Source organism: Roseibium algicola (genome assembly GCF_001999245.1).
In the GTDB taxonomy this organism is placed as follows: domain Bacteria; phylum Pseudomonadota; class Alphaproteobacteria; order Rhizobiales; family Stappiaceae; genus Roseibium; species Roseibium algicola.
On the sequence record NZ_CP019630.1, the window covers coordinates 2,716,709 to 2,735,752 of the forward strand.

The following is a 19,044-nucleotide window of genomic DNA, read 5'->3' on the forward strand; positions in this document are numbered from 1 at the left end:
ATCCCCGGCGGCCTCGGTGTTTTTCCGGACATTCGCAGGTCTTCTTGCGTTCTCCCGGACGCAGGAAGCTCTTGGCTGTGCATTGCAAAAAGTTTGTGCTTGCATCTAACATTTTACAAAGCATGTTAGGTAACAGACTATTCGGAATTTCAAGCAGGTCCTTTCGGCTTTGCTTGGAAATGCCAGTGGCGACAACCTGCGATCATCCGGACCGGATCGACGGAGCTGCAATGAAGGACGCAAACAAGGGTGAATTGCTGAACGACAAGGCTTTTCAGGCGCTTGTCGAAGCCTTGCGGAGCGGTTCGCTGCGCAATGGCCAGTTCCTGTCGATGTCGCAGCTTGTCGACCAGCTGGACTATCCGATCGCGCCCGTGCGCGAAGCCGTCAAATACGCCAGCTCGCAGGGGTTCCTGACGACAGTGCCCAAACGCGGCCTGCAGGTTATGGAAGCTAGCCCGGACAACATTCGCGAATGTCTGGACGTGCGTCTGGTGCTGGACCAGGAAGGTGCGCGCCGGCGAATATCACAGGGAAATCTGGAGGGCCTCGACGCCTTGCGCCGGCGTCACGAGACCATGCGCGACGAGGTGCGGACGGGGCCTGCGGCCAGCCTGCCGCCCAAGGCGATCGAGGTGGACCTGTCCCTGCACACGTACCTTGGCGAGGGACTTGGAAATTCGCTGCTGTCGGCTGCCTATGCCGCAAACCGTATCCGGATCGCCGTCATCCAGCATGCGCGGCCGTTTCTTGCGGATCGGATCGCCTCGGCGATGGACGAGCATCTTGCGGTCATCGAGGCGCTGGAAACCCGGAACGAGGCCGCTGCGGTGCAAGCCTTGAAATATCATTGCGAGCAGACACTGCGCTGGTGGGGTGTTCCCTGAGCGTTAGCATCCTGCAAGACCTGTACCGCCGTCCCTGAGCCTGGCTCAGGCTTTCAGGCGCTCGGCCAGCCAGGCAAGACCCGTATCGGGAATGCCCATTTCCTGGAGGTGGGCGGCGGTGTTGATGACATAGTCCGGATTGGCGCCGGACTTGCCGACAGCGCCTCTTACGATTTCCAGCTGCTCTTCAAGCGGCAAGGAACCCGCATATTGGGCATGGCCGTGATCGACCATGTAGACCAGCGCTTCCACCTTCTCGCCGCTGTCGAGCTCGACGTGATGATGGTGCTCCTTGTAGACCATCGTCGTCTGTTCCCGGGCACGCAGATATTCCAGCACCTGCGGCCAGATATCCCCGGAGACCTGATAGGCGATGCCCCGGCATGCGCCGCCGTTGTCGAGGCCGAAGACGAGACCTGGTCTCTGCTGCGTGCCCCGATGTACCCAGGAATAGACGCAAAGCGAGCGATGTGCACCACGCAGCAGCGCCGGTTCGGCGCGCTGGTGATCAAATCCTGGGTTCCACATCAAAGAACCGTAGCCAAAGACCCAAAAATCGCTCATATCGACCTGTCTTGTGTTACCGCAGCTGCGGAGATAGCAAGCTGCACCGGTCGTTTCAATGGCACTCCGGCAGCGCCTGTCCTGCAGGTGGCCCTTGTCGGCAGTGTGACCGGTCCGGAAATCGCCCGAACAAGAAGAGAGTGTCTCCCAGTGTCCGATATCAAGACCAAGCCGCCGAAACCCACCAGACGCGGATATATCCTGCTGGCCGGAGCTGTCGTTCTGGTGATTGCTGGCTGGTCGGCCGCCTGGTTTTATGGGCAATCCGTCCTGCGGGAACAACTCGACCGGCAAATTGTCCGCATGGCGGACCAGGGCCTGGATGTGAGCTGCGCGGATCTTGCCATTGCCGGCTATCCGTTCCGCTATGAGGTCTCCTGCGCGGACATGCGTTCGGCCGATCGCTGGGGAACAGCCGCATCGCTCGGCGGGCTGAATGCCGTCGCCTTGATCTATAATCCGTGGCACGTGATCTTCGAGGCAAAGTCGCCTGCGGCCATGTCGGTGCCGGTGAACGGCCTCGAGGGTGGTCTGACGTGGCAGACGGCCCGCGCCAGCGTGAAGTTCAGCGACAATGCGCTCGGCTCGTTCGATGCGGTGATCGACAAACCGGAAGTGGCGTTCGACACCGCCCTCGCCCGGGGCCTGTTTGCGGCTGAAAAGTCCGAAGTGCATCTGCGCAAGCAACCCGAGAGCGCGGCGACACTGGAAAGTTTCGTCACGGTTCAGGACCTCAGCCTCAAATCTCTGCCGGAACTTCAGCAGACGATTTCCCTGCGCAGCCATGCCCGTATCGAAGGCGGCACAGCCCTGCTTGCAGGGGCAGACCTCGTTTCGCTTGTGCGGGCGCAGGGCGGAGAACTGCCGGTCGAACTGGTGCTTACCGAGATACTGCTCGGGGCCGGCAAGGCTACGGCAAGCGGCAATCTTGTGCTTTCGGGTGACGGCACCTTGAGCGGATCACTGGAGTTGAACCTCGGCAATTCGGACGCGCTTCTGGACAGCGTGAAGCCCTTGTTCCCGCCTGAAGACCAGACGTTTGCACTGCTGCAGAATGTGGTGAAGAGCCTGGAGCCTGCCGCCAAGGAAGTCGACGGTGTGCGGACCATCACGCTGCCGGTCTCGGTCGACCGCGGCGTGGTTCGCATCGGTTTTCTGCCGCTTGGCCAGATCCCGCCGTTGTTTCCTGCGGGATCCTGATCACTTGATGGCCTCAGTCCGAACCCTGAACAGCGGCATGCGGACTGAAACCTGCCTGAAGGCGAAGCCCGGTCAGTCGCCGGCGACGCGGTCGATCGGGATCAGGTAGCTCTTGCGATGATCGGGTTCTGCGATCTTTTCGTAGAGCGCAACCGCCGGGGTGTTCTTGCCCGGTACGAGCCAGCGCAAATGCAGCCATCCGCGGCTCTGGCCTTCACTGACCAGGGTTTCGATCATCTTGCGGCCGGTGCCCTTGTTGCGGTGATCGGGATGGACATAGATGTCATCCATCTGGCCGATCCTGAGACCCGTAATGAGTTCCGGCAGGTCGAAGAAAACAGCGAAGCCGACCAGCTTGTCACCTTCGAAGGCTCCCAGAACCTCGGCGGTCTTGTCCGACAGAATGCGTTCGGCGTAATAGGCGTCGGGACGACGCGGTGCACCGCGCCGCAGCGCCTGTGCATTTTCGGCAATAAGCGGCGCAAGCTTATGAGCATCATCCAGCCGAAGGGCCCTGATTTGCGTTGTCGTCATGATTTCCCCGGAAAGCAAATCGATTAAGAGTGTGACTTTGGCCCACCATGTCCCGAAACGGGTTCGCTGATCAAGGACTTCGATCAATTAATGGCTGCGGCATTGCTGACGGTCGGCTACGCAGGCCCTGTCCGGGGTCTGCGGCCTTTCGCTTGCGGCGATTTCGTGCCATGAGCGTTGCACGGAAAAGACGGGAACAGGAAATGGCGGACAAGCAAAAGTTGAGGGCGACGCTGATCGGACTTACAGCTGTGCTGATGTGGGCGACCCTCGGCCTGTTCGGTGCCGGTTCCGGCAATGTGCCTCCGTTCCTGTTGAACACCCTGTGTTTCGGCTTCTCAGGCATCATGGCGCTGATCTGGCTGATCGCGACAGGCAGGACCCGGTTGCTCAGGCAACCGCTTGGCGTCTGGGCATTCGGCACGTTCGGCCTGTTCGGCTTTCATTTTTTCTATTTCACTGCCATCCGTAACGCGCCGCCTGTGGAAGCAAATCTGATCAACTACACTTGGCCGCTCCTGATCGTGCTGTTTTCCGCCCTGTTGCCGGGGGAACGGCTGCGTCTGCATCATGTCATTGGAACGGTTCTGGGCCTGGCCGGCGCTGTGCTTCTGATCACCGGCGGGGAAGGTGTCGGTTTTTCCTCCGGCTCGATGCTCGGCTATGGGGCGGCGGTGGCCTCGTGTCTGTTCTGGTCCAGCTATTCCGTGCTTTCGCGCAGACTGGGTGCGGTGCCGACCGAAGCCGTTGCGGGGTTCTGTGTGATGACCGCAATCCTTTCGGGTGTCTGCCATCTGGCGCTGGAGGAAACGATCCTGCCTGCATCGTCGCTGGAATGGGCATCGGTGCTGGCGCTTGCCGCTTTCCCGGTGGGACTTGCGTTTTTCACCTGGGACATCGGCGTCAAGCATGGCGATATCCAGGTTCTGGGCGCAGCGGCCTATTCGGCGCCGCTCCTGTCCACCCTGTTGCTGATTGCCTTCGGCTTCGGGGCGCTGACACCTGCCGTTGGCATCGCCTGTGTGGCGATTACGCTGGGGGCGGTGATTGCCGCAAAGGACATGATCTTCAAACGCCGGCAGAAAGCGCCGGTGAGCATGCAGGTAGACGAACTTCCGTGATCGGCGGCAACGTCTGCGTTTGGCGGTACCCCGGTGCACGAACGCGGCCGTTCCCCCTTCGGCGAATTCCCCTGGCCGCCGCGATCCACTAGGTTAACCGGAAATCTGTTTTCCCGACTTGCAGGATCGACCCATGACAACACAGCCAAGACCCCGCCGTTCCGCTCTCTATATGCCCGGCTCCAACGCCCGGGCGCTGGAAAAGGCGGCAACGCTGGATGTGGACTGCCTGCTGCTGGACCTTGAAGACGCGGTTGCTCCCGATGCCAAGGACATGGCACGCACGCAGATCGTCGAAGCCGTTTCGGCCCGTCCCTACGGCAATCGCGAGGTGGTGATCCGCATCAACGGGCTGGAGACGCCCTGGGGCGAAGACGATCTGGCGGCAGCGGTGAAGGCCAATCCGGATGCCATTCTGGTGCCCAAGGTCAACGGCCCGGCCGACCTGCAGATGGTTGCGCACAAGCTATCGCTTCTGGGGGCGTCCGCGGACCTGAAACTCTGGGCCATGATGGAAACGCCGCTCGCCATGCTGAATGCCGCCGCCATCGGCGCCTGCGGTCTGGATCCGGCCGTGCGGCTGTCCTGTTTCGTGATGGGCACCAATGATCTGGCCAAGGAAACAAGGGCACGCCTCACGCCCGGCCGCGCCGCCATGACGCCCTGGCTGATGACCTGTGTTGCGGCAGCGCGTGCCGGTGGCATCGACATTCTGGACGGTGTCTACAATGCGTTTCAGGACGAGGAAGGTTTCGCCGCCGAATGCGCCCAGGGTGTCGACATGGGCATGGACGGCAAGACGCTGATCCACCCGAAACAGATCGCCCCCTGCCACGCAGCCTTCAGTCCGTCGGAAGAGGAAGTTGCCTGGGCACGCAAGATCAATTCTCTGTTCGATGAGCCTGAAAATGCGGGCAAGGGCGCAATCCAGGTGGACGGCAAGATGGTTGAAAGGCTACATGCGGACATGGGCAAGCGGGTGATCGCCATCGCCGACGCCATCGCTGCCCGGACCTGACACACAAGAGAGCTCTCATGAAACTCTACCGCTTCATCACCGGCATCGACGACAGCGAATTCTGCCACCGGGTTACCCAGGCTCTCAACAAGGGCTGGCAGCTGTCCGGTTCTCCTTCGCTCACCTACGACGCAACGCGTGGCGCGACCATTTGCGGCCAGGCAGTGACAAAGGAAGTCGAAGGCGTTGAATACTCCCGGGACATCAAGCTCGGCGACTACTGATCGCAGTCGGTTCCATGAATCAGGTTGCTCTGAGCGAGCGCTGAAAATTCAACGGCCCCGGAAAGTTCCGGGGCCGTTTCGCTTTGTCGGGTCATGAAGTTCGGGGCGCTACTGCATCCCCTTCGACAGGAAGTCCTCGACGATGTTCGACATGTTGAACGACGCCCCGCCCTGGACCGGGGGATAGTCTGCAAGGCTCTGCAGATGCTGACCCATGAGCACGCCCATCGGCTGGATAAGCCACGATACCTTCTGCATCAGGTGTCCGTAGCCATCGGTTGAATCGTAGCTTTCAAACGGATCCGCTCGGATGTTGAACACCAAAGGTGCTGTCCGCGGAACCAGGTTGGCGTAATAATCTTCCTTGGTCGAGAAGTGGAATTTCCACGGTCCCATCCTGATCGCCGTCAGCACGCTTTCGTAATAGTGGAAGATGTGGTTGCGATTGGAATTGGCCTGTTCGCCCTTCCAGTAAGCCAGGTTGTTGACGCCGTCGATGAACTGCTGCTTCTCGGCCATCACTTCAGCCTTGACGTCTTCAATGCCGGCTGCGGCTGCCAGGGTGGTGAACATGTCCTGGTGTGCCTGAATTCCGGTTAGCGTCTTGCCGGCTTCCAGTATGTTCGGCCAGCGAACCATGGAAATGACACGGACGCCGCCTTCATAGGTGGTCATCTTTTCGCCCCGGAACGGAGTGGTTGCGCCGTGGGGCCAGGAAGAATGCTCGGGTCCGTTGTCGGTCGAATACCAGACAATGGTGTTTTCGGTCAGGCCCTGTTGGTCGAGCCAGTCCAGCACCAGGCCAATATCATGGTCGTGCTGCAGCATGCCCGAGCCGTGGTAGTCGGCTTCGGTCGTATAGGTTTCTGCGGCGTAGCGCCACTCGTCGTTCAGCCGCGTATAGAGATGCATGCGGCTGGTGTTCAGCCAGACAAAGAACGGTTCGCCCGCTTCCTGGGCGTTTTTCATGAAGTCCTTGGCCAGAGGGATGACTTCACCCTCGTCGAAGTTCTTCATCCGTTCCTGGGTGAGCGGACCGGTGTCCTCAACGGTCTGCTTGCCTATGACACCAAACCTGGGCTGTTCGGTATCGTCGAAGGTTTCCGATGCAAAACTGTGTATGACGCCACGTGTTCCGAACTGCTTCTCGTATTCCTCAAGGCTGCCTGAAAAAGCTTCACCGAACCGCTGGTAGTCGCGCTGTTCGGCTTCTTCCTGCGTATTGAGATGATAGAGATTACCGAAGAATTCGTCGAAGCCATGGACGGTGGGCAGGTGTTCGTTCCGGTCACCCAGATGGTTCTTGCCGAAATGTCCCGTGCGGTATCCGATCTGTTTCAGTTCTTCCGCAAGCGTTGGCGATTCTGCTTTCAGACCAAGCGGAGACCCAGGTTGACCCACGGTGGTCATGCCGGACCTGATCGGGTACTGACCGGTCAGGAAGGCCGCGCGGCCTGCGGTGCAGCTCGGCTGGGCGTAGTGATCGGTGAAGCGGAGGCCTTCATTCGCCAGGCGGTCGATGTTGGGCGTGGTGTAACCCATGGTGCCCATGCCGTAGGCGGAAACATTCTGCCAACCGACATCGTCGCCCCAGATGACCAATATGTTTGGTGGTTTTGACTCTTGCGCCATGGACGTTGTGCACGTCATGAGAAGTGCGATGGGCAAGCCTGCAAGCAGATGTCGAAAAGACATGATCCTCGTCTCCCTTGAACACGCTCGGTGAGTTCCTCTGGGAGAGTAGACGCAACATGGCAATTAGCCAAGCTGTGATAGTACTTACGCTTAATGCACGGAGTGGTCGTATTCGGGATATATCCGGGATTTGCCCGGGGATTTGTTCGGGTTCTGGTGTCGCCAAACAGGCTCAGGCCTCAGCGGATACCGTGGCCCTGTCCGCAAGGCCGTCCTGAAGCAGATCCTCAACAAACCAGGCCGCAAACTGGTGACGGCCCGAAACGCCGGCCTTTGCGTAGATCCTGGTCAATTGGGCGCGCACGGTTCCCTGTGCCGCGCCCCGCAGCTGGGCGATTTCGGAAAGATCCAGGCCTTTCAGGGCCAGGAGGCCGACATCGCTTTCGGCAGGCGTCAGGCCCCATTCGGCAAACTGGACGTCAATAATCCGGGCAAGATCGCCGCGGGCGGCTCCAAGGGCGCGCTCCTGATTGCGCAGTCTTTCCAGGGTGAGCCGCAGCTGCCAGCCGGCCAGGAAAATGCCGACGATCAACACGAAGGCGACAAAGAATTCGAAAATGGAATGCGGGCTGCTGACGTCGGTCACAAGATCGGTAAAGGCATCTCCGACAAAGAAGATCGCGGCAACGGACTGCAACAGCATGAACGCGGCAAGGGCGGTCGTCTCCCGCCGCCCCTGTCGAAGGTTGATCCCTGTAAAAGTCATTTGTCCTTGATCCGGCCAACCAGCATGGGTCGGACCAGATTACGCCTCGTCGCGCGACTTTCAACTGCGACACCTGCGACATGGATCAGGGCCAGCACCAGCATCAGGTTGGCTGCGATTTCATGAACTTCCTTTGCAGCTTCCCCCAGCACCTTGCTGTCTTCGCCCTTTTCATCATCGTCGTCCTTGACGAGCACCGACCAGTCTCCAGCAGCAACCGCCGCCTTTTCCTCGGCAATCGTGATGGGGCTCTTGGCGCCGGTCATGTAAAGGCCGGTTCCGGTTACCACCACAAGGCAGGCCCAGAGCGCATAGACCATGATCGCTCCGGCGGGATTATGGGAGCGGTAGTGGCGCGGGCTACCGCGAACGAGATCGATCAGGTGAGACACCGCAGCGCGCGGATCAGGTGGAAAGGCGGAGAACCTGGCTTCCGCCGGTCCGAGAAATCCCCAGACAAAACGGAGCGCAAGCAGGGCGAGAACTCCCCAGCCAATCCAGATGTGAATGGTGCCACCCGGCTTGTTGAGGAGACCGTTGGCTATCACCGCGACTGCGATCAGCCAATGGCTGATACGCACCAGCGGATCCCACAATTCGGGGGGCTTTGTGCCCCCTCGTTCGATTGCGGGTTGTTTGAGGCACCCATGATCAGTCTTCGTTCTTGACGTTGGTGACCTTGCCGGATTTCGGGTCGATGTAGACTTCCCAAAGCTTGTTTTCCGCATCGGTGCATTTCGCTTCGATCTTGCCGTCCTCGGCTTCGAATTCCTTGACGGTGCAACCGGCCTTGGCCAGGGCTGCGGTGGCCTCCTCGGGATTGGTGCCGACCATGTCACCAACGGCGGGCATGGCCTGCGCGGCGACCGGAGCAAGGCAGAGGCAAAGTACGGCGAGAGATTTCTTCAGCATGATTGTGTCCTTCATCAGGTTTCTGCGACCGTTGCGGTCTTCGTCCTGATTGGCCGCAAACTCGGCTTCGGTCGATTGACGGACTGCTGACGCCGGGCATCATAAGCAGATGCTTACGCGCGGATTTCGATCCTTCAGCAGCCGTCCAGAAGGTCAAACCAGGCAAATGGTCTTGCCAGGGTTGAAACGGCTGAAATGAATTGCGAAGTCATGGGAACAGGAATTGCTCCGGCACATTTGCGAGCCGGTATTTTCAATTTGCATCAAGGAAACAGGCCGTTGCGCATCTTTTCCCTACTGGCGCACCCCAGGGACAACAGCTTCTGCCATGCGCTGTCAAAACAGGCGCGTGATGCTCTGGAGGCCGAGGGGCACCAGATAGATCACCACGATCTTTACGCCGAAGAGTTCGATCCCTGTCTGACAGCAGAGGAAGCCTACTCGATCGGCGATACCCTGGAAGAAGTGCTGTCCCGTTCAGAGGATGCCGTTGTTGCGCGGCACAGGGAAGGTATTTTGAACGCCGATGGTCTGCTGGTCGTCCATCCGAACTGGTGGGGCAAACCGCCGGCGATCCTTGCAGGCTGGATCGACCGTGTGCTTGTGCCGGGTGGTGCCTATCGGCTGCAGACTGCCGACGGTCTGCCGGAAGGGCTGCTGTCGATCCGCAAGGCCGTCGTCTTCAACACGTCCGACACCGAGGCGGAGCGAGAGCGGCTAGATCTTGGAGACCCGCTGGAGCTGATCTGGGGCCGGTGCGTGCTGCCATATTGTGGCGCTCTGGATTACGAGCGCCACGTCTTCAGGCCCGTTGTGGGCAGCTCCTATCCCCAGCGGCAAGACTGGCTGGAAGAAACCGCCCATATTTGTCGAAGCGCCTTTGATGGTTGACTAAGCTTTCACGAGATCCTTCAGGACGTCGGCCGCGAGCTGGAAGGATTTCACGCGGGCGCCGTGATCATGGATCATGCCGGTGATCATCAGTTCGTCGGGCTGGTAGCGGGTGATGATTGCCGACAGTTGGTCGCGGATCGTCGCCGGAGATCCCGTTGCCGAGCAGGACAGGGCGTGTTCGACCTGCGCCAGAACGGCGGGCGGAATTTCGGCGGGGACATTTTCCACCGGCAGGGGCAGTTTACCGGGGTTGCCCATGCGCAACCGGGCGAAAGCGAGCAACTGGGAAGAGCGCAGGTAATCTGCCTCTTCGTCGGTGTCGGCAGCAAATACGCCAGCTGCCACCATCACATGCGGTCTGGCGAGCTGCGGCGACGGCTGGAAGGTTGCCCGGTAGATCTCCAGCGCTTCTTCCAGCATGTCCGGTGCGAAATGGGAGGCAAAGGCATAGGGCAGCCCGAAGGCCGCCGCGAGTTGCGCCCCGTAAAGGCTCGAGCCAAGGATCCAGATCGGTACCTGCGTGCCTTCGCCCGGGATCGCGCGCACCCTGCTGGTTTCAGAAGCGGTTCTGAAATAGCCCATCAGCTCCTGGACATCCTGCGGAAAACTGTCCTCACCGGCCATGTGGCGACGCAGGGCCCTGGCCGTCGCCATGTCCGTGCCCGGGGCGCGGCCCAGGCCCAGGTCGATCCGGCCCGGGTACAGCGTTGCCAGCGTGCCGAATTGCTCGGCGATGATCAGCGGCGAGTGGTTGGGCAGCATGATACCGCCCGCGCCGACGCGCATGGTGGAGGTTGCTGCCGCCACCTGGCCGATGACAAGCGATGTAGCGGCGCTGGCGATGCCCGGCATGTTGTGATGCTCGGCCAGCCAGTAGCGATGGTAGCCTGCCTGTTCCGCGGACCGCGCCAGATCGACCGTGTTTGCTAGAGCCGCGGCCGCTGTCTGGCCTTCCGGCACAGGGGACAGATCGAGAAGGGAAAAATGCTGCATGGATATCTCCGTTGGAGCTCCATGTAGGATCTGAAAACCCACCCGCCAAGGTCAAGTTTTGTCGGCAGCCTGCTTTGGCGCAGCCTTCCCAGGTGCTTAGACGCGCAGGGCTCCCGGGGTCAGCGGGATCTATTCGGCGAATGTCGCTTCGAACACACGCTCGTAGATATGCTTCACCGCTTCGGTCTCTTCAGACCCCTGCCGGGCAAGGTTGCCGAGACCTGGCGCGGCGTTGACTTCCAGGACAACAGGTTCTGCGTTGGCCGCAGTTGGCAAGATCAGGTCAACGGCGGCATAGCGCAGAGACAGGGTCTGTGCGGCCTTGCGGGCAAGGGCTGCAAGGTCCGGGGCGAGCGAGCCGGTGACAATTCTGGCCGTGCCGCCTGCGGACAGATTGACCACGGGCAGAAGCGTGACCGTCTGGCCTGGCGCGGGAACCGTTTCCGGCATCAGCCCTTGTTGCTGCAGTTCGAGGACGAGGCGGGGGTCGGCAGCGTCGAAGCGCGGATCGGCGCCGATGATCTCGGCAATGTTGCGATGACCGTCGCCCGTGATCTGAGGCGGATGGCGTTCGATGACGCACAGCACATCGTCGTCCAGAACGATAATTCTCAGTTCCTGTCCGCGGATTTCAGGTTGCACCAGCAGCTGGTCGTTGCTCTTGGCGAGGGTTTGCAGGGCCGTTTGAAGGGTGTGACTGGTGTCGACCCGCACTACGTCCCGCCCTTCCCGGCCACAGTTCGGTTTGACGTAAAGCGGGAACCCCTGGTTCCCGGCAAAATCCAGAAGGTCTTGCGGCGCAGTTCGGCTCGTGCGGATGTCGTGTGCGAAAACCAGAAGTCCGTCCGGCACTGTCAGGCCTGCGGCCTTCAGAAAGGCCGCGGCATAGGCCTTGTCGGTGGCGATTTCCGCTGCGCCGAGCGTGTTGAGGTCGAACCTTGTGCCCTTGAAGAACCAGCGCTTGCCGGACGGGCTTTCGACCATGCCGGCATGGCCATGGCCGTCGCCCGCCGTCAGGCGGTAGCCTTTGCGGGCGCAATAGACTTCAAGCAGGTCAAAGACGAGTGCGCGCCGGCCGGCCGTTTCCGTCATGCTGGGGCCAGCCGGGCTGTCAGTTGTTTTTCTGGCGGGCGTTGGCCAGATAATCGATCTTGAAAAGGTCCGGATTGGTCGGGCCATTGGACACAACGTTATAGACCGCAACGGAGGTGTCGTAGCCCTGCTGGTCGGTAACGGTCCACTGCTTCAATGCGTAGTCCTTGGCATCGAAGATCAGCGTCAGCGTACCGGAGTTGAACTTGGTCTTGTCCAGGATCGTGACGGTGATCAGGTCTTCTTCCACCAGAACGTTGGTGACGTTGGTGTCCTTCTGCAGGTCGATGTCGTCGGACAGCAGGAAGCGCAGCGGCGTCTGGCCAAGAGGCCAGATGTCCTGGGTGTTCAGCTTGCGGTCGCGCACGGACACCGACTTGCCGTCGGCCACAATGTCGAGCACGGAAGGCTTGTTGTAGTAGAAGCGCACCTTGCCCGGGCGGGCCATGTAGAACTTGCCGTCGGACTGGTTTCCGTCAGGACCGAACTGGATGAAGTCGCCATGCATGGTCTTCACCGAGTTGAAATAGGAGTTGAGATCCCTGAGGGCATTTTGTTCCTGCTCGGTCAGCGCCGCGGCGGGCAGCAGTGCCGACAGGGACAGAGCCGCAGCAATGCCAGCTGCCAGCATAGGTTTGATCAGGCGGGAAGCGAAGCGTTTCAGCATGATGCAATGTCCTAAATCGTTCTCTGTGTGACACGTTTCCCCCTAGCTAGGGAGCGTGTGTGGCAAAGCTTTGGCAGTTTACCATCAAAAATCTTCTTCCACGCCGTTCTGCACGAGAATTTCGCGTTTTCCGGCATGGTTGGCGGCGCTGATCAGGCCTTCGTTTTCCATCCGCTCAATCAGCGAAGCAGCACGGTTGTAACCGATCGAAAGGCGCCGCTGCACATAGGAGGTCGACGCCTTCTTGTCGCGCAGCACGATGGCAACCGCCTTGTCGTACAGATCGTTGCCCTCGTCGCCGCCGGCAAGTCCGCCGCCACTGTCGTAGGGGCTTTCGGCTTCGTCATCTTCCTCGGTCACGGCTTCCAGATATTGCGGCGTGCCCTGAACCTTCAGGTGCTTGACGATATCCTCGACCTCGTCGTCGGAAACGAACGGCCCGTGCACACGCTGGATGCGCCCGCCGCCGGCCATGTAGAGCATGTCGCCCATGCCCAGAAGCTGTTCGGCGCCCATTTCACCCAGAATGGTGCGGCTGTCGATCTTCGACGTCACCTGGAAGGAGATACGGGTCGGGAAGTTGGCCTTGATGGTGCCGGTAATGACATCCACCGACGGCCGCTGCGTGGCCATGATCAGGTGAATGCCGGCGGCACGGGCCATCTGTGCCAGGCGCTGGATAGCACCTTCGATGTCCTTGCCGGCCACCATCATCAGGTCGGCCATCTCGTCGACGATGACGACGATATACGGCATCGCCTCGAGCGGCAGCTGCTCTTCTTCGTAGATCGGCTGGCCGGTGTCGCGGTCGAAGCCGGTTTGAACGGTGCGGGTGAATGTTTCGTTCTTTTCCAGCGCCTGCTTGATGCGGGTGTTGTAGCCGTCGATGTTGCGGACACCCATCTTGGACATCTTCTTGTAGCGGTCTTCCATCTCGCGGACGGTCCACTTCAAGGCGACGACGGCTTTCTTCGGATCGGTCACAACCGGTGTCAGCAGATGCGGAATGCCGTCGTAGATCGACAGTTCCAGCATCTTGGGGTCGATCATGATCATCTTGCACTGCTCGGGCGTCAACCGGTAGAGCAGCGACAGGATCATGGTGTTGATCGAGACCGACTTGCCCGAGCCGGTGGTACCGGCCACAAGCAGGTGAGGCATGCGGGCCAGATCCGCGACAACGCTTTCGCCATTGATGGTCTTGCCCAGGGCAAGTGCCAGCTTGGCCTTGGACTTTTCGAAGTCCTGGGCGGCCAGCAGTTCACGCAGGTAAACCGTCTCACGGCGGGCATTCGGCAGTTCGATACCGATGGCGTTCTTGCCCGGGATCACCGCCACACGGGCGGAAATCGCGCTCATGGAGCGGGCGATATCGTCGGCAAGTCCGATGACACGCGAGGACTTGATACCAGGTGCCGGTTCCAGTTCGTACAGGGTCACGACCGGACCGGGGCGAACCTCGATGATTTCGCCGCGCACACCGAAATCCTCAAGCACGCCTTCCAGGATGCGGGCATTCTGCTCCAGCGCATCGGCGGACAGACCCGGCACCTTGCCGGCAACCTTCGGCTCGGCCAGCAGCCGCAGCGGAGGCAATTCGTAATCTTCCGGGGCTCCGAGGAAGGATGGCTGTGCTTCCTCGATCGCACGTTTGCTCTGCTTCGGACGCGGTGCCTGCGGGATGACACGGCCGTTCGTTGCCGGTTGCGCAGGTGCCTGCTGAGCCTCCGGCGCGGCAATGCCGACCGGGACCGCAGGACGACCGTTGACGGGGCCCTTGTCGATCATCAGATCGTCCGGCTCGAAGGTGTCGCCTTCCTCGTCGTAGTATTCTTCCGCGTAGGGTTCGTCTCCGTCGTCCGCATGACGGCCACGCTGGTAGAAGTCGTCCAGGCCGTCGTCATCTTGCGGCATCAGCCGGCCGGCAAGGGCCTTGCGGAATGCCTTCAGACGGCTGCCCTGGCGGGTGTCTTCCGGCTCGTAGTCGGTGTCGTCCTCATCCTCGTCCCAGTATTCTTCTTCATCCTGGGCCTGGCTGCGCTTCAGGCCGGTCAACCGGCGCAGCTGTGCAGCAGCCTGAAGACCGAAATGCTCCATCTGGCCGACGAAGGCGCTCATGAAGATACCGATACGGGACTCGCCATCGTCGTCGTCAAAGTCGAGTTCATGCTCGGCGGCCTTGCCGTGACCGACAGGGCCGGCTACAGGCTCGATCCGTTCGGACGGAGCGCCGATGCTGCCCAGCCAACCGGCAGCTGCCAGCAGGCACAGGATAGCCGGTACGCCAAGACCAAGTACGCCGACGATCGTGGCGGCGCCGCTTGTCATGTTGTCGGTAACGAGTGCAGGCAAATGGTGAACGGTGTCGCCGAAAAAGCCGCCGAGACCGGTCGGCAGCGGCCAGCTTTCGGGAACCGGCAGCGACGCCAGGGCACCTGCGGCAAGGCTTGTGCCGATCAGCCAGTAGACCAGGCGCTTGCGGCCGATGCCAAGCGCGTGGCCGGTCAGAAGCCGCCAGCCCCACAGAACCAGAGGAATCAGGAACACGGCCGTCGCCAGGCCGATGGTCTGCATCAGAATGTCTGCGAGAACAGCGCCGGGTGTTCCCAGGGCGTTGCGCACCTGGCCACCGGTGGCATGATTGAAGCTCGGGTCGCTGACGGACCAGGTAGCAAGGCTTGCCGCGAGCATTGCCGCCAGCGCAATGATACCGAGACCCGCGGCCCCGACAAGATTGCGCCGGATGAACCGCTTCAGTGGGCTCTCGGTGTCCAGAAGGTCAACCGAAGATCTGCGGCCGTTGCCGCGAACTGCGCTGGCCCGCCTCATGCCTTGTCCCCCAACCATTTTGCCAGACGCTCCAGAGCGATCTCTGTCTGCTCAAGAGGAGCCGTCAGGCTGATGCGAATATAGTTCCGCCCCGGATTGCTGCCGTCCGACTGGTCCGAGGCAAGGTAGCTGCCCGGCAGCACCTTGAGCCCGATTTCGGTCCAGAGTGCCTTCGTGACCGCAACGGCGTCGCCCCAGCGGCTGATATCCAGCCACAGGAAGAACCCAGCGTCAGGCGTGACCGGCCCAAGGATCGGGCCGAGGTGTTTTTCGGCAGCTTCGAATTTTTCGTTGTAGAGCCTGCGGTTTTCAATGACGTGGGATTCGTCCTGATAGGCCCGGACGGCAACTGCTTGTGCCGGCAGCGGCACCTGCGGTGCGGCAAGGCCTCTGAACTTCGCCCATTTTTTCAGGAACTCGGGATCGCCTGCCGCAAAGCCGCAGCGCAGGCCCGCCAGGTTGGAGCGTTTGGACAGCGAATTGAGAACGATGATGTTGGCAAAGCCACCGCCCTGCTCTTCATTCAGATCCCTGGCCGCTTCCAGAATGCCGATTGGCGGCGTCTCGCGATAGATTTCCGAGTAGCATTCGTCTGCAAAGATATAGAAGCGATGCTTGCGGGCGAGACCGATCAGGCGCTGCCAATAGGCGGTGTCGGCCACAAACCCTTCCGGATTTGTGGGCGAGGCAACATAAAAGGCGACGGTCCTTTCCAGCAGCTCCGCATCGAGGCTGTCGAGATCCGGCAGAAAATTGTTTCCCGCTACCGCGTCGAGCAGCACGGCCTCCGCATCGGCGACATGCGCTGCGGCAGCATAGGTCTGGTAGAACGGGTTGGGCAGAATCACCACAGGGTGGTCCAGGCCCTTGTTCAGCTGATCACGCGCGGCAATGGCGCCGAAGGAAAGTCCTTCGCGGGACCCGTTCAGCGGCAGCACACCATGGTCGGCGTCGATCAACCCACCCAGATTGTATCGGCGATCCAGCCAGGATGCGACGGCCGAACGGAATTCAGGCGAGCCGTCGATCGGCGGATAACGGCGGAAACCGGCCATATTTTCAGCCAGAACTTCCGCGGTAAAATCAGGAATGGCGTGTTGCGGTTCGCCAATCGTCATGACAATCGGGTCGAGCCCCGGCGTCTCGCCGCTCAGGAGTTCGGCAAGGCGTTGAAACGGATTGGAGCTCGGCAGGGACACACCGCGCTGATAGGCTTTTTTGCTGGCAAGCATGAATGATCCGGCACTCGTTACGCATAACTTTGCTCAGACCCTATAGCCGGTGTGGTAAATCCCTTATTAACCAAGCGGGGCAGGGCACAGGAAATGCTGCAAATGGTTGCGGATTTTCCCGCACTGCCTGCCCGGGCGTCTGATCTGTCCATAGGGACAATTTCACCCCTCCGTCCTTGGTTGGCGGGAATTGCCCGGAAGTCCTTGATCGTCAACGAAGACTCTGTAGAAATTGAAGGCATCGGCGCGGTCGGCAGAAATGAAATATGCCCGACCTTTTTCAAAGTGCGCCTACCTGGACAGGTTCTACGATGTCGAAAACAACAAAAAATCCGATAAGCGTCGTTTGCTTCGGCGATTCTCTCACCTGGGGATTTAATCCGGTCGACAAATCCAGGTACGGCCACGACATCCGCTGGACCCGGCTTCTGCAGAAAGAACTGGGTGACGGGTTTTATGTGGCCGAAGAAGGCGTCAACGGCCGAACAACCGTGTTCGAGGATCCGGTCAAGGGCGACAAGAACGGTCTTACGCATCTGGCGACCGTTCGCAAGACGCATATGCCGATCGACATTCTGATCATCATGCTCGGCACCAACGACCTTCAGGCCCGGTTCTGCATGAACGCTGAAACGATCGCGATTGCCATGGGGCGCCTTCTGGATTTTGCCCGCAGGCCAACCGACGATGTCGAAGGCCGGGCGCCAAAGGTGCTGCTGATGTCACCGCCGCCGCTGGCACCACTGGCAGGCACACCCTTCGTGGCGCAGTTCAGCGAACAGAGCGTCACGGAATCCCATCGCCTGGCCGCCTGCTACCGGGAGAAAGCTGTTGAATATGGTGCAGCTTTCTTCGATGCAGGAACGGTGATTTCCGCCAGCCCGGTTGATGCCGTCCATTTCGATGCGGAGCCGCAGGCCGATCTCGCCAGGGCAGTGGCAGCGGAAGTGCGCAAGCTGGCAAACTGAATTGGCAGACTGGATTGCCTGCTGCGGTTAGAGGTGCCTCCGACAGGCAGACCGGCTGAACATTCCCTCAGAAATCCGAGGTCAGTCCCTTGATCTCCCAATCGTCGTAGCGGGTGGGCTCCAGGCCGCCGCGTCCGTTGACTTCTTCGGCCATGTTCTGCTGTCTTGCGTCGATTTCCTTGCGCCGTTCTTCGGCTTCCTTGAGGGCGCGCTGGGCTGCCGGTGGCAGGTCCTCGAATTTCCGCTTCGGAGTTTCCTCGACATTGGTCTTCAGGGAGGGAGCCTCGTTCTGGCTGTAGCGGCTCGTCGGGTTGTCCGGTGTTTCTGTCATGGCTCTTCGGGTCGTTCAGTTTGCAGTCTTGTCTGGCGTATATAGGGTAATCTTGCCAAGAATGGCAGCACTCCCCATCTGTTGGACGGATACAAAGGCCATTATGCGCCTTCTTGCAAGCAGTCGAAAACAGGACAGAAACGGAAACAAGCGGCGATGAACTACATTCGCACGGCAATGCTTCTGGCGGGGATGACCGCCTTGTTCATGGGGATCGGTTTCATGATCGGCGGTCAGTCGGGCATGCTGATCGCGCTGCTTATTGCAGCCGCCATGAACCTGTTCAGTTACTGGAACGCGGACAAGATGGTCCTGCGCATGCATCATGCCAGGGAAGTGGGTGAGCGCGAAGCGCCGGAGTTCTACCGGATGATACGGCAGCTGGCGCAGAATGCCGAGTTGCCGATGCCCAAGGTCTACATCATCGACAATCCGCAGCCGAATGCCTTTGCGACCGGCCGCAACCCGCAAAACGCTGCCGTCGCGGCAACGACGGGCCTGCTCGACATGCTGACGCCCGAGGAGATTGCCGGTGTGATGGCCCATGAGCTGGCCCATGTGAAGAACCACGACACGCTGATCATGACGATCACGGCGACAATCGCCGGTGCGATTTCCATGCTGGCCAACTTTGCCTTCTTCTTCGGCGGCAACCGCAACAATCCGCTGGGCATCGTCGGGGTTATCCTGATGATGGTCGTGGCGCCGCTGGCGGCAATGGTCGTGCAGATGGCGATCTCCCGGACGCGCGAATATGCGGCCGACCGGATGGGCGCACAGATCTGCGGCGAACCCATGTGGCTGGCTTCAGCACTTGCGAAGATCTCGCGCGGGGTGGAGCACATCCATAACCCGGACGCGGAAGCGAACCCGGCAACCGCACATATGTTCATCATGAACCCGCTGTCAGGCGAGCGGATGGACAATCTGTTCTCCACTCACCCGAACACCCAGAACCGGATTGACGAACTGCGTAAGCTGTCGGATGCAGGTCTGGGCACCGGTGGCAGGGGCGGCAGAAGCGGTCCCATGTCGTTTACCCGCCAGGCTCCACAGCAGGCCGGCCCGTGGAGCGGCGCCGGTCCGACGGGGCCGTCCTCCGCGCCTCGCCGTCCAAAAGGGCCGTGGGGATAGGCCACAGTCCCCCGGAACGTCAGCTTCTTTGACAAAAACAACT

At 60.5% G+C, this 19,044-nt stretch carries 20 protein-coding genes; 8 read left to right on the forward strand and 12 right to left on the reverse strand.

Features of this window, described 5'->3' with window-relative positions:
* Positions 1-179 precede the first annotated feature (179 nt).
* On the forward strand, positions 180-887 hold the full coding sequence (locus tag B0E33_RS12685; RefSeq protein WP_228148090.1) for a GntR family transcriptional regulator: 708 nt from the start codon (positions 180-182) through the stop codon (positions 885-887).
* 45 nt (positions 888-932) lie between these two features.
* On the opposite strand, the gene B0E33_RS30910 is transcribed toward B0E33_RS12685, so the two are convergent.
* Positions 933-1,451, reverse strand: a complete 519-nt coding sequence (locus B0E33_RS30910) for a gamma-glutamylcyclotransferase (RefSeq protein ID WP_023002540.1) — start codon at positions 1,449-1,451, stop codon at positions 933-935.
* A 150-nt stretch (positions 1,452-1,601) separates the two neighbouring features.
* Between B0E33_RS30910 and B0E33_RS12690 the strand changes: the two genes are divergently transcribed.
* Positions 1,602-2,651, forward strand: a complete 1,050-nt coding sequence (locus B0E33_RS12690; protein WP_167579535.1) for a DUF2125 domain-containing protein — start codon at positions 1,602-1,604, stop codon at positions 2,649-2,651.
* A 72-nt stretch (positions 2,652-2,723) separates the two neighbouring features.
* Here the strand turns inward: B0E33_RS12690 and B0E33_RS12695 are convergent, their stop codons facing one another.
* On the reverse strand, positions 2,724-3,185 hold the full coding sequence (locus B0E33_RS12695; protein ID WP_077293271.1) for a GNAT family N-acetyltransferase: 462 nt from the start codon (positions 3,183-3,185) through the stop codon (positions 2,724-2,726).
* A 203-nt stretch (positions 3,186-3,388) separates the two neighbouring features.
* Between B0E33_RS12695 and yddG the strand changes: the two genes are divergently transcribed.
* The 3 genes from yddG (at position 3,389) to B0E33_RS12710 (ending at position 5,548) form a co-directional block, all read left to right on the forward strand.
* The gene (gene yddG / locus B0E33_RS12700; RefSeq protein WP_077291395.1) at positions 3,389-4,306 is read left to right on the forward strand and encodes an aromatic amino acid exporter YddG; all 918 of its coding nucleotides are present in this window, start codon (positions 3,389-3,391) and stop codon (positions 4,304-4,306) included.
* 133 nt (positions 4,307-4,439) lie between these two features.
* Complete coding sequence (locus B0E33_RS12705; RefSeq protein ID WP_077291396.1) at positions 4,440-5,324, forward strand: HpcH/HpaI aldolase/citrate lyase family protein; 885 nt, start codon at positions 4,440-4,442, stop codon at positions 5,322-5,324.
* A gap of 17 nt (positions 5,325-5,341) precedes the next feature.
* Entirely contained in the window at positions 5,342-5,548 is a 207-nt protein-coding gene (locus B0E33_RS12710; protein WP_023002545.1) for a DUF1737 domain-containing protein, read from the forward strand.
* Between the two features lie 108 nt (positions 5,549-5,656).
* Here the strand turns inward: B0E33_RS12710 and B0E33_RS12715 are convergent, their stop codons facing one another.
* The 4 genes from B0E33_RS12715 to B0E33_RS12730 form a co-directional block, all read right to left on the reverse strand.
* On the reverse strand, positions 5,657-7,243 hold the full coding sequence (locus tag B0E33_RS12715) for an arylsulfatase (RefSeq protein ID WP_077291397.1): 1,587 nt from the start codon (positions 7,241-7,243) through the stop codon (positions 5,657-5,659).
* A 172-nt stretch (positions 7,244-7,415) separates the two neighbouring features.
* The gene (locus tag B0E33_RS12720; protein WP_077291398.1) at positions 7,416-7,949 is read right to left on the reverse strand and encodes a helix-turn-helix transcriptional regulator; all 534 of its coding nucleotides are present in this window, start codon (positions 7,947-7,949) and stop codon (positions 7,416-7,418) included.
* Positions 7,946-8,530 (reverse strand): cytochrome b/b6 domain-containing protein, encoded by a 585-nt coding sequence (locus tag B0E33_RS12725; RefSeq protein ID WP_265733558.1) that lies wholly within the window; start codon positions 8,528-8,530, stop codon positions 7,946-7,948. The genes B0E33_RS12720 and B0E33_RS12725 overlap by 4 nt, the downstream gene beginning before the upstream one ends.
* A gap of 70 nt (positions 8,531-8,600) precedes the next feature.
* Complete coding sequence (locus B0E33_RS12730) at positions 8,601-8,861, reverse strand: PepSY domain-containing protein (protein WP_208997808.1); 261 nt, start codon at positions 8,859-8,861, stop codon at positions 8,601-8,603.
* Positions 8,862-9,140: 279 nt separating this feature from the next.
* Here B0E33_RS12730 and B0E33_RS12735 point away from each other — a divergent pair, with 279 nt between their 5' ends.
* A complete protein-coding gene (locus B0E33_RS12735; RefSeq protein WP_228148091.1) occupies positions 9,141-9,752 on the forward strand; it encodes an NAD(P)H-dependent oxidoreductase in 612 nt (203 codons plus the stop codon).
* Here the strand turns inward: B0E33_RS12735 and B0E33_RS12740 are convergent, their stop codons facing one another.
* The 5 genes from B0E33_RS12740 to B0E33_RS12760 form a co-directional block, all read right to left on the reverse strand.
* Positions 9,753-10,748 (reverse strand): LLM class flavin-dependent oxidoreductase, encoded by a 996-nt coding sequence (locus B0E33_RS12740; protein WP_077291401.1) that lies wholly within the window; start codon positions 10,746-10,748, stop codon positions 9,753-9,755.
* A gap of 129 nt (positions 10,749-10,877) precedes the next feature.
* Positions 10,878-11,840 (reverse strand): ATP-dependent carboxylate-amine ligase, encoded by a 963-nt coding sequence (locus B0E33_RS12745; protein WP_167579536.1) that lies wholly within the window; start codon positions 11,838-11,840, stop codon positions 10,878-10,880.
* A 19-nt stretch (positions 11,841-11,859) separates the two neighbouring features.
* Positions 11,860-12,507, reverse strand: coding sequence for an outer membrane lipoprotein carrier protein LolA (locus B0E33_RS12750; RefSeq protein ID WP_023002553.1), 648 nt, complete (start codon positions 12,505-12,507; stop codon positions 11,860-11,862).
* Between the two features lie 84 nt (positions 12,508-12,591).
* On the reverse strand, positions 12,592-15,336 hold the full coding sequence (locus tag B0E33_RS12755) for a DNA translocase FtsK (protein ID WP_077291403.1): 2,745 nt from the start codon (positions 15,334-15,336) through the stop codon (positions 12,592-12,594).
* A complete protein-coding gene (locus B0E33_RS12760; protein WP_062486136.1) occupies positions 15,333-16,568 on the reverse strand; it encodes an aminotransferase class I/II-fold pyridoxal phosphate-dependent enzyme in 1,236 nt (411 codons plus the stop codon). The genes B0E33_RS12755 and B0E33_RS12760 overlap by 4 nt, the downstream gene beginning before the upstream one ends.
* Positions 16,569-16,879: 311 nt before the next feature.
* Between B0E33_RS12760 and B0E33_RS12765 the strand changes: the two genes are divergently transcribed.
* The gene (locus tag B0E33_RS12765) at positions 16,880-17,536 is read left to right on the forward strand and encodes an SGNH/GDSL hydrolase family protein (protein ID WP_077291404.1); all 657 of its coding nucleotides are present in this window, start codon (positions 16,880-16,882) and stop codon (positions 17,534-17,536) included.
* A gap of 67 nt (positions 17,537-17,603) precedes the next feature.
* Here the strand turns inward: B0E33_RS12765 and B0E33_RS12770 are convergent, their stop codons facing one another.
* Positions 17,604-17,867, reverse strand: a complete 264-nt coding sequence (locus tag B0E33_RS12770; RefSeq protein ID WP_206051434.1) for a DUF1674 domain-containing protein — start codon at positions 17,865-17,867, stop codon at positions 17,604-17,606.
* A gap of 156 nt (positions 17,868-18,023) precedes the next feature.
* On the opposite strand from B0E33_RS12770, the gene htpX reads away from it, so the two are divergent.
* A complete protein-coding gene (htpX, locus tag B0E33_RS12775) occupies positions 18,024-19,001 on the forward strand; it encodes a zinc metalloprotease HtpX (protein ID WP_062491241.1) in 978 nt (325 codons plus the stop codon).
* Positions 19,002-19,044: the final 43 nt, after the last annotated feature.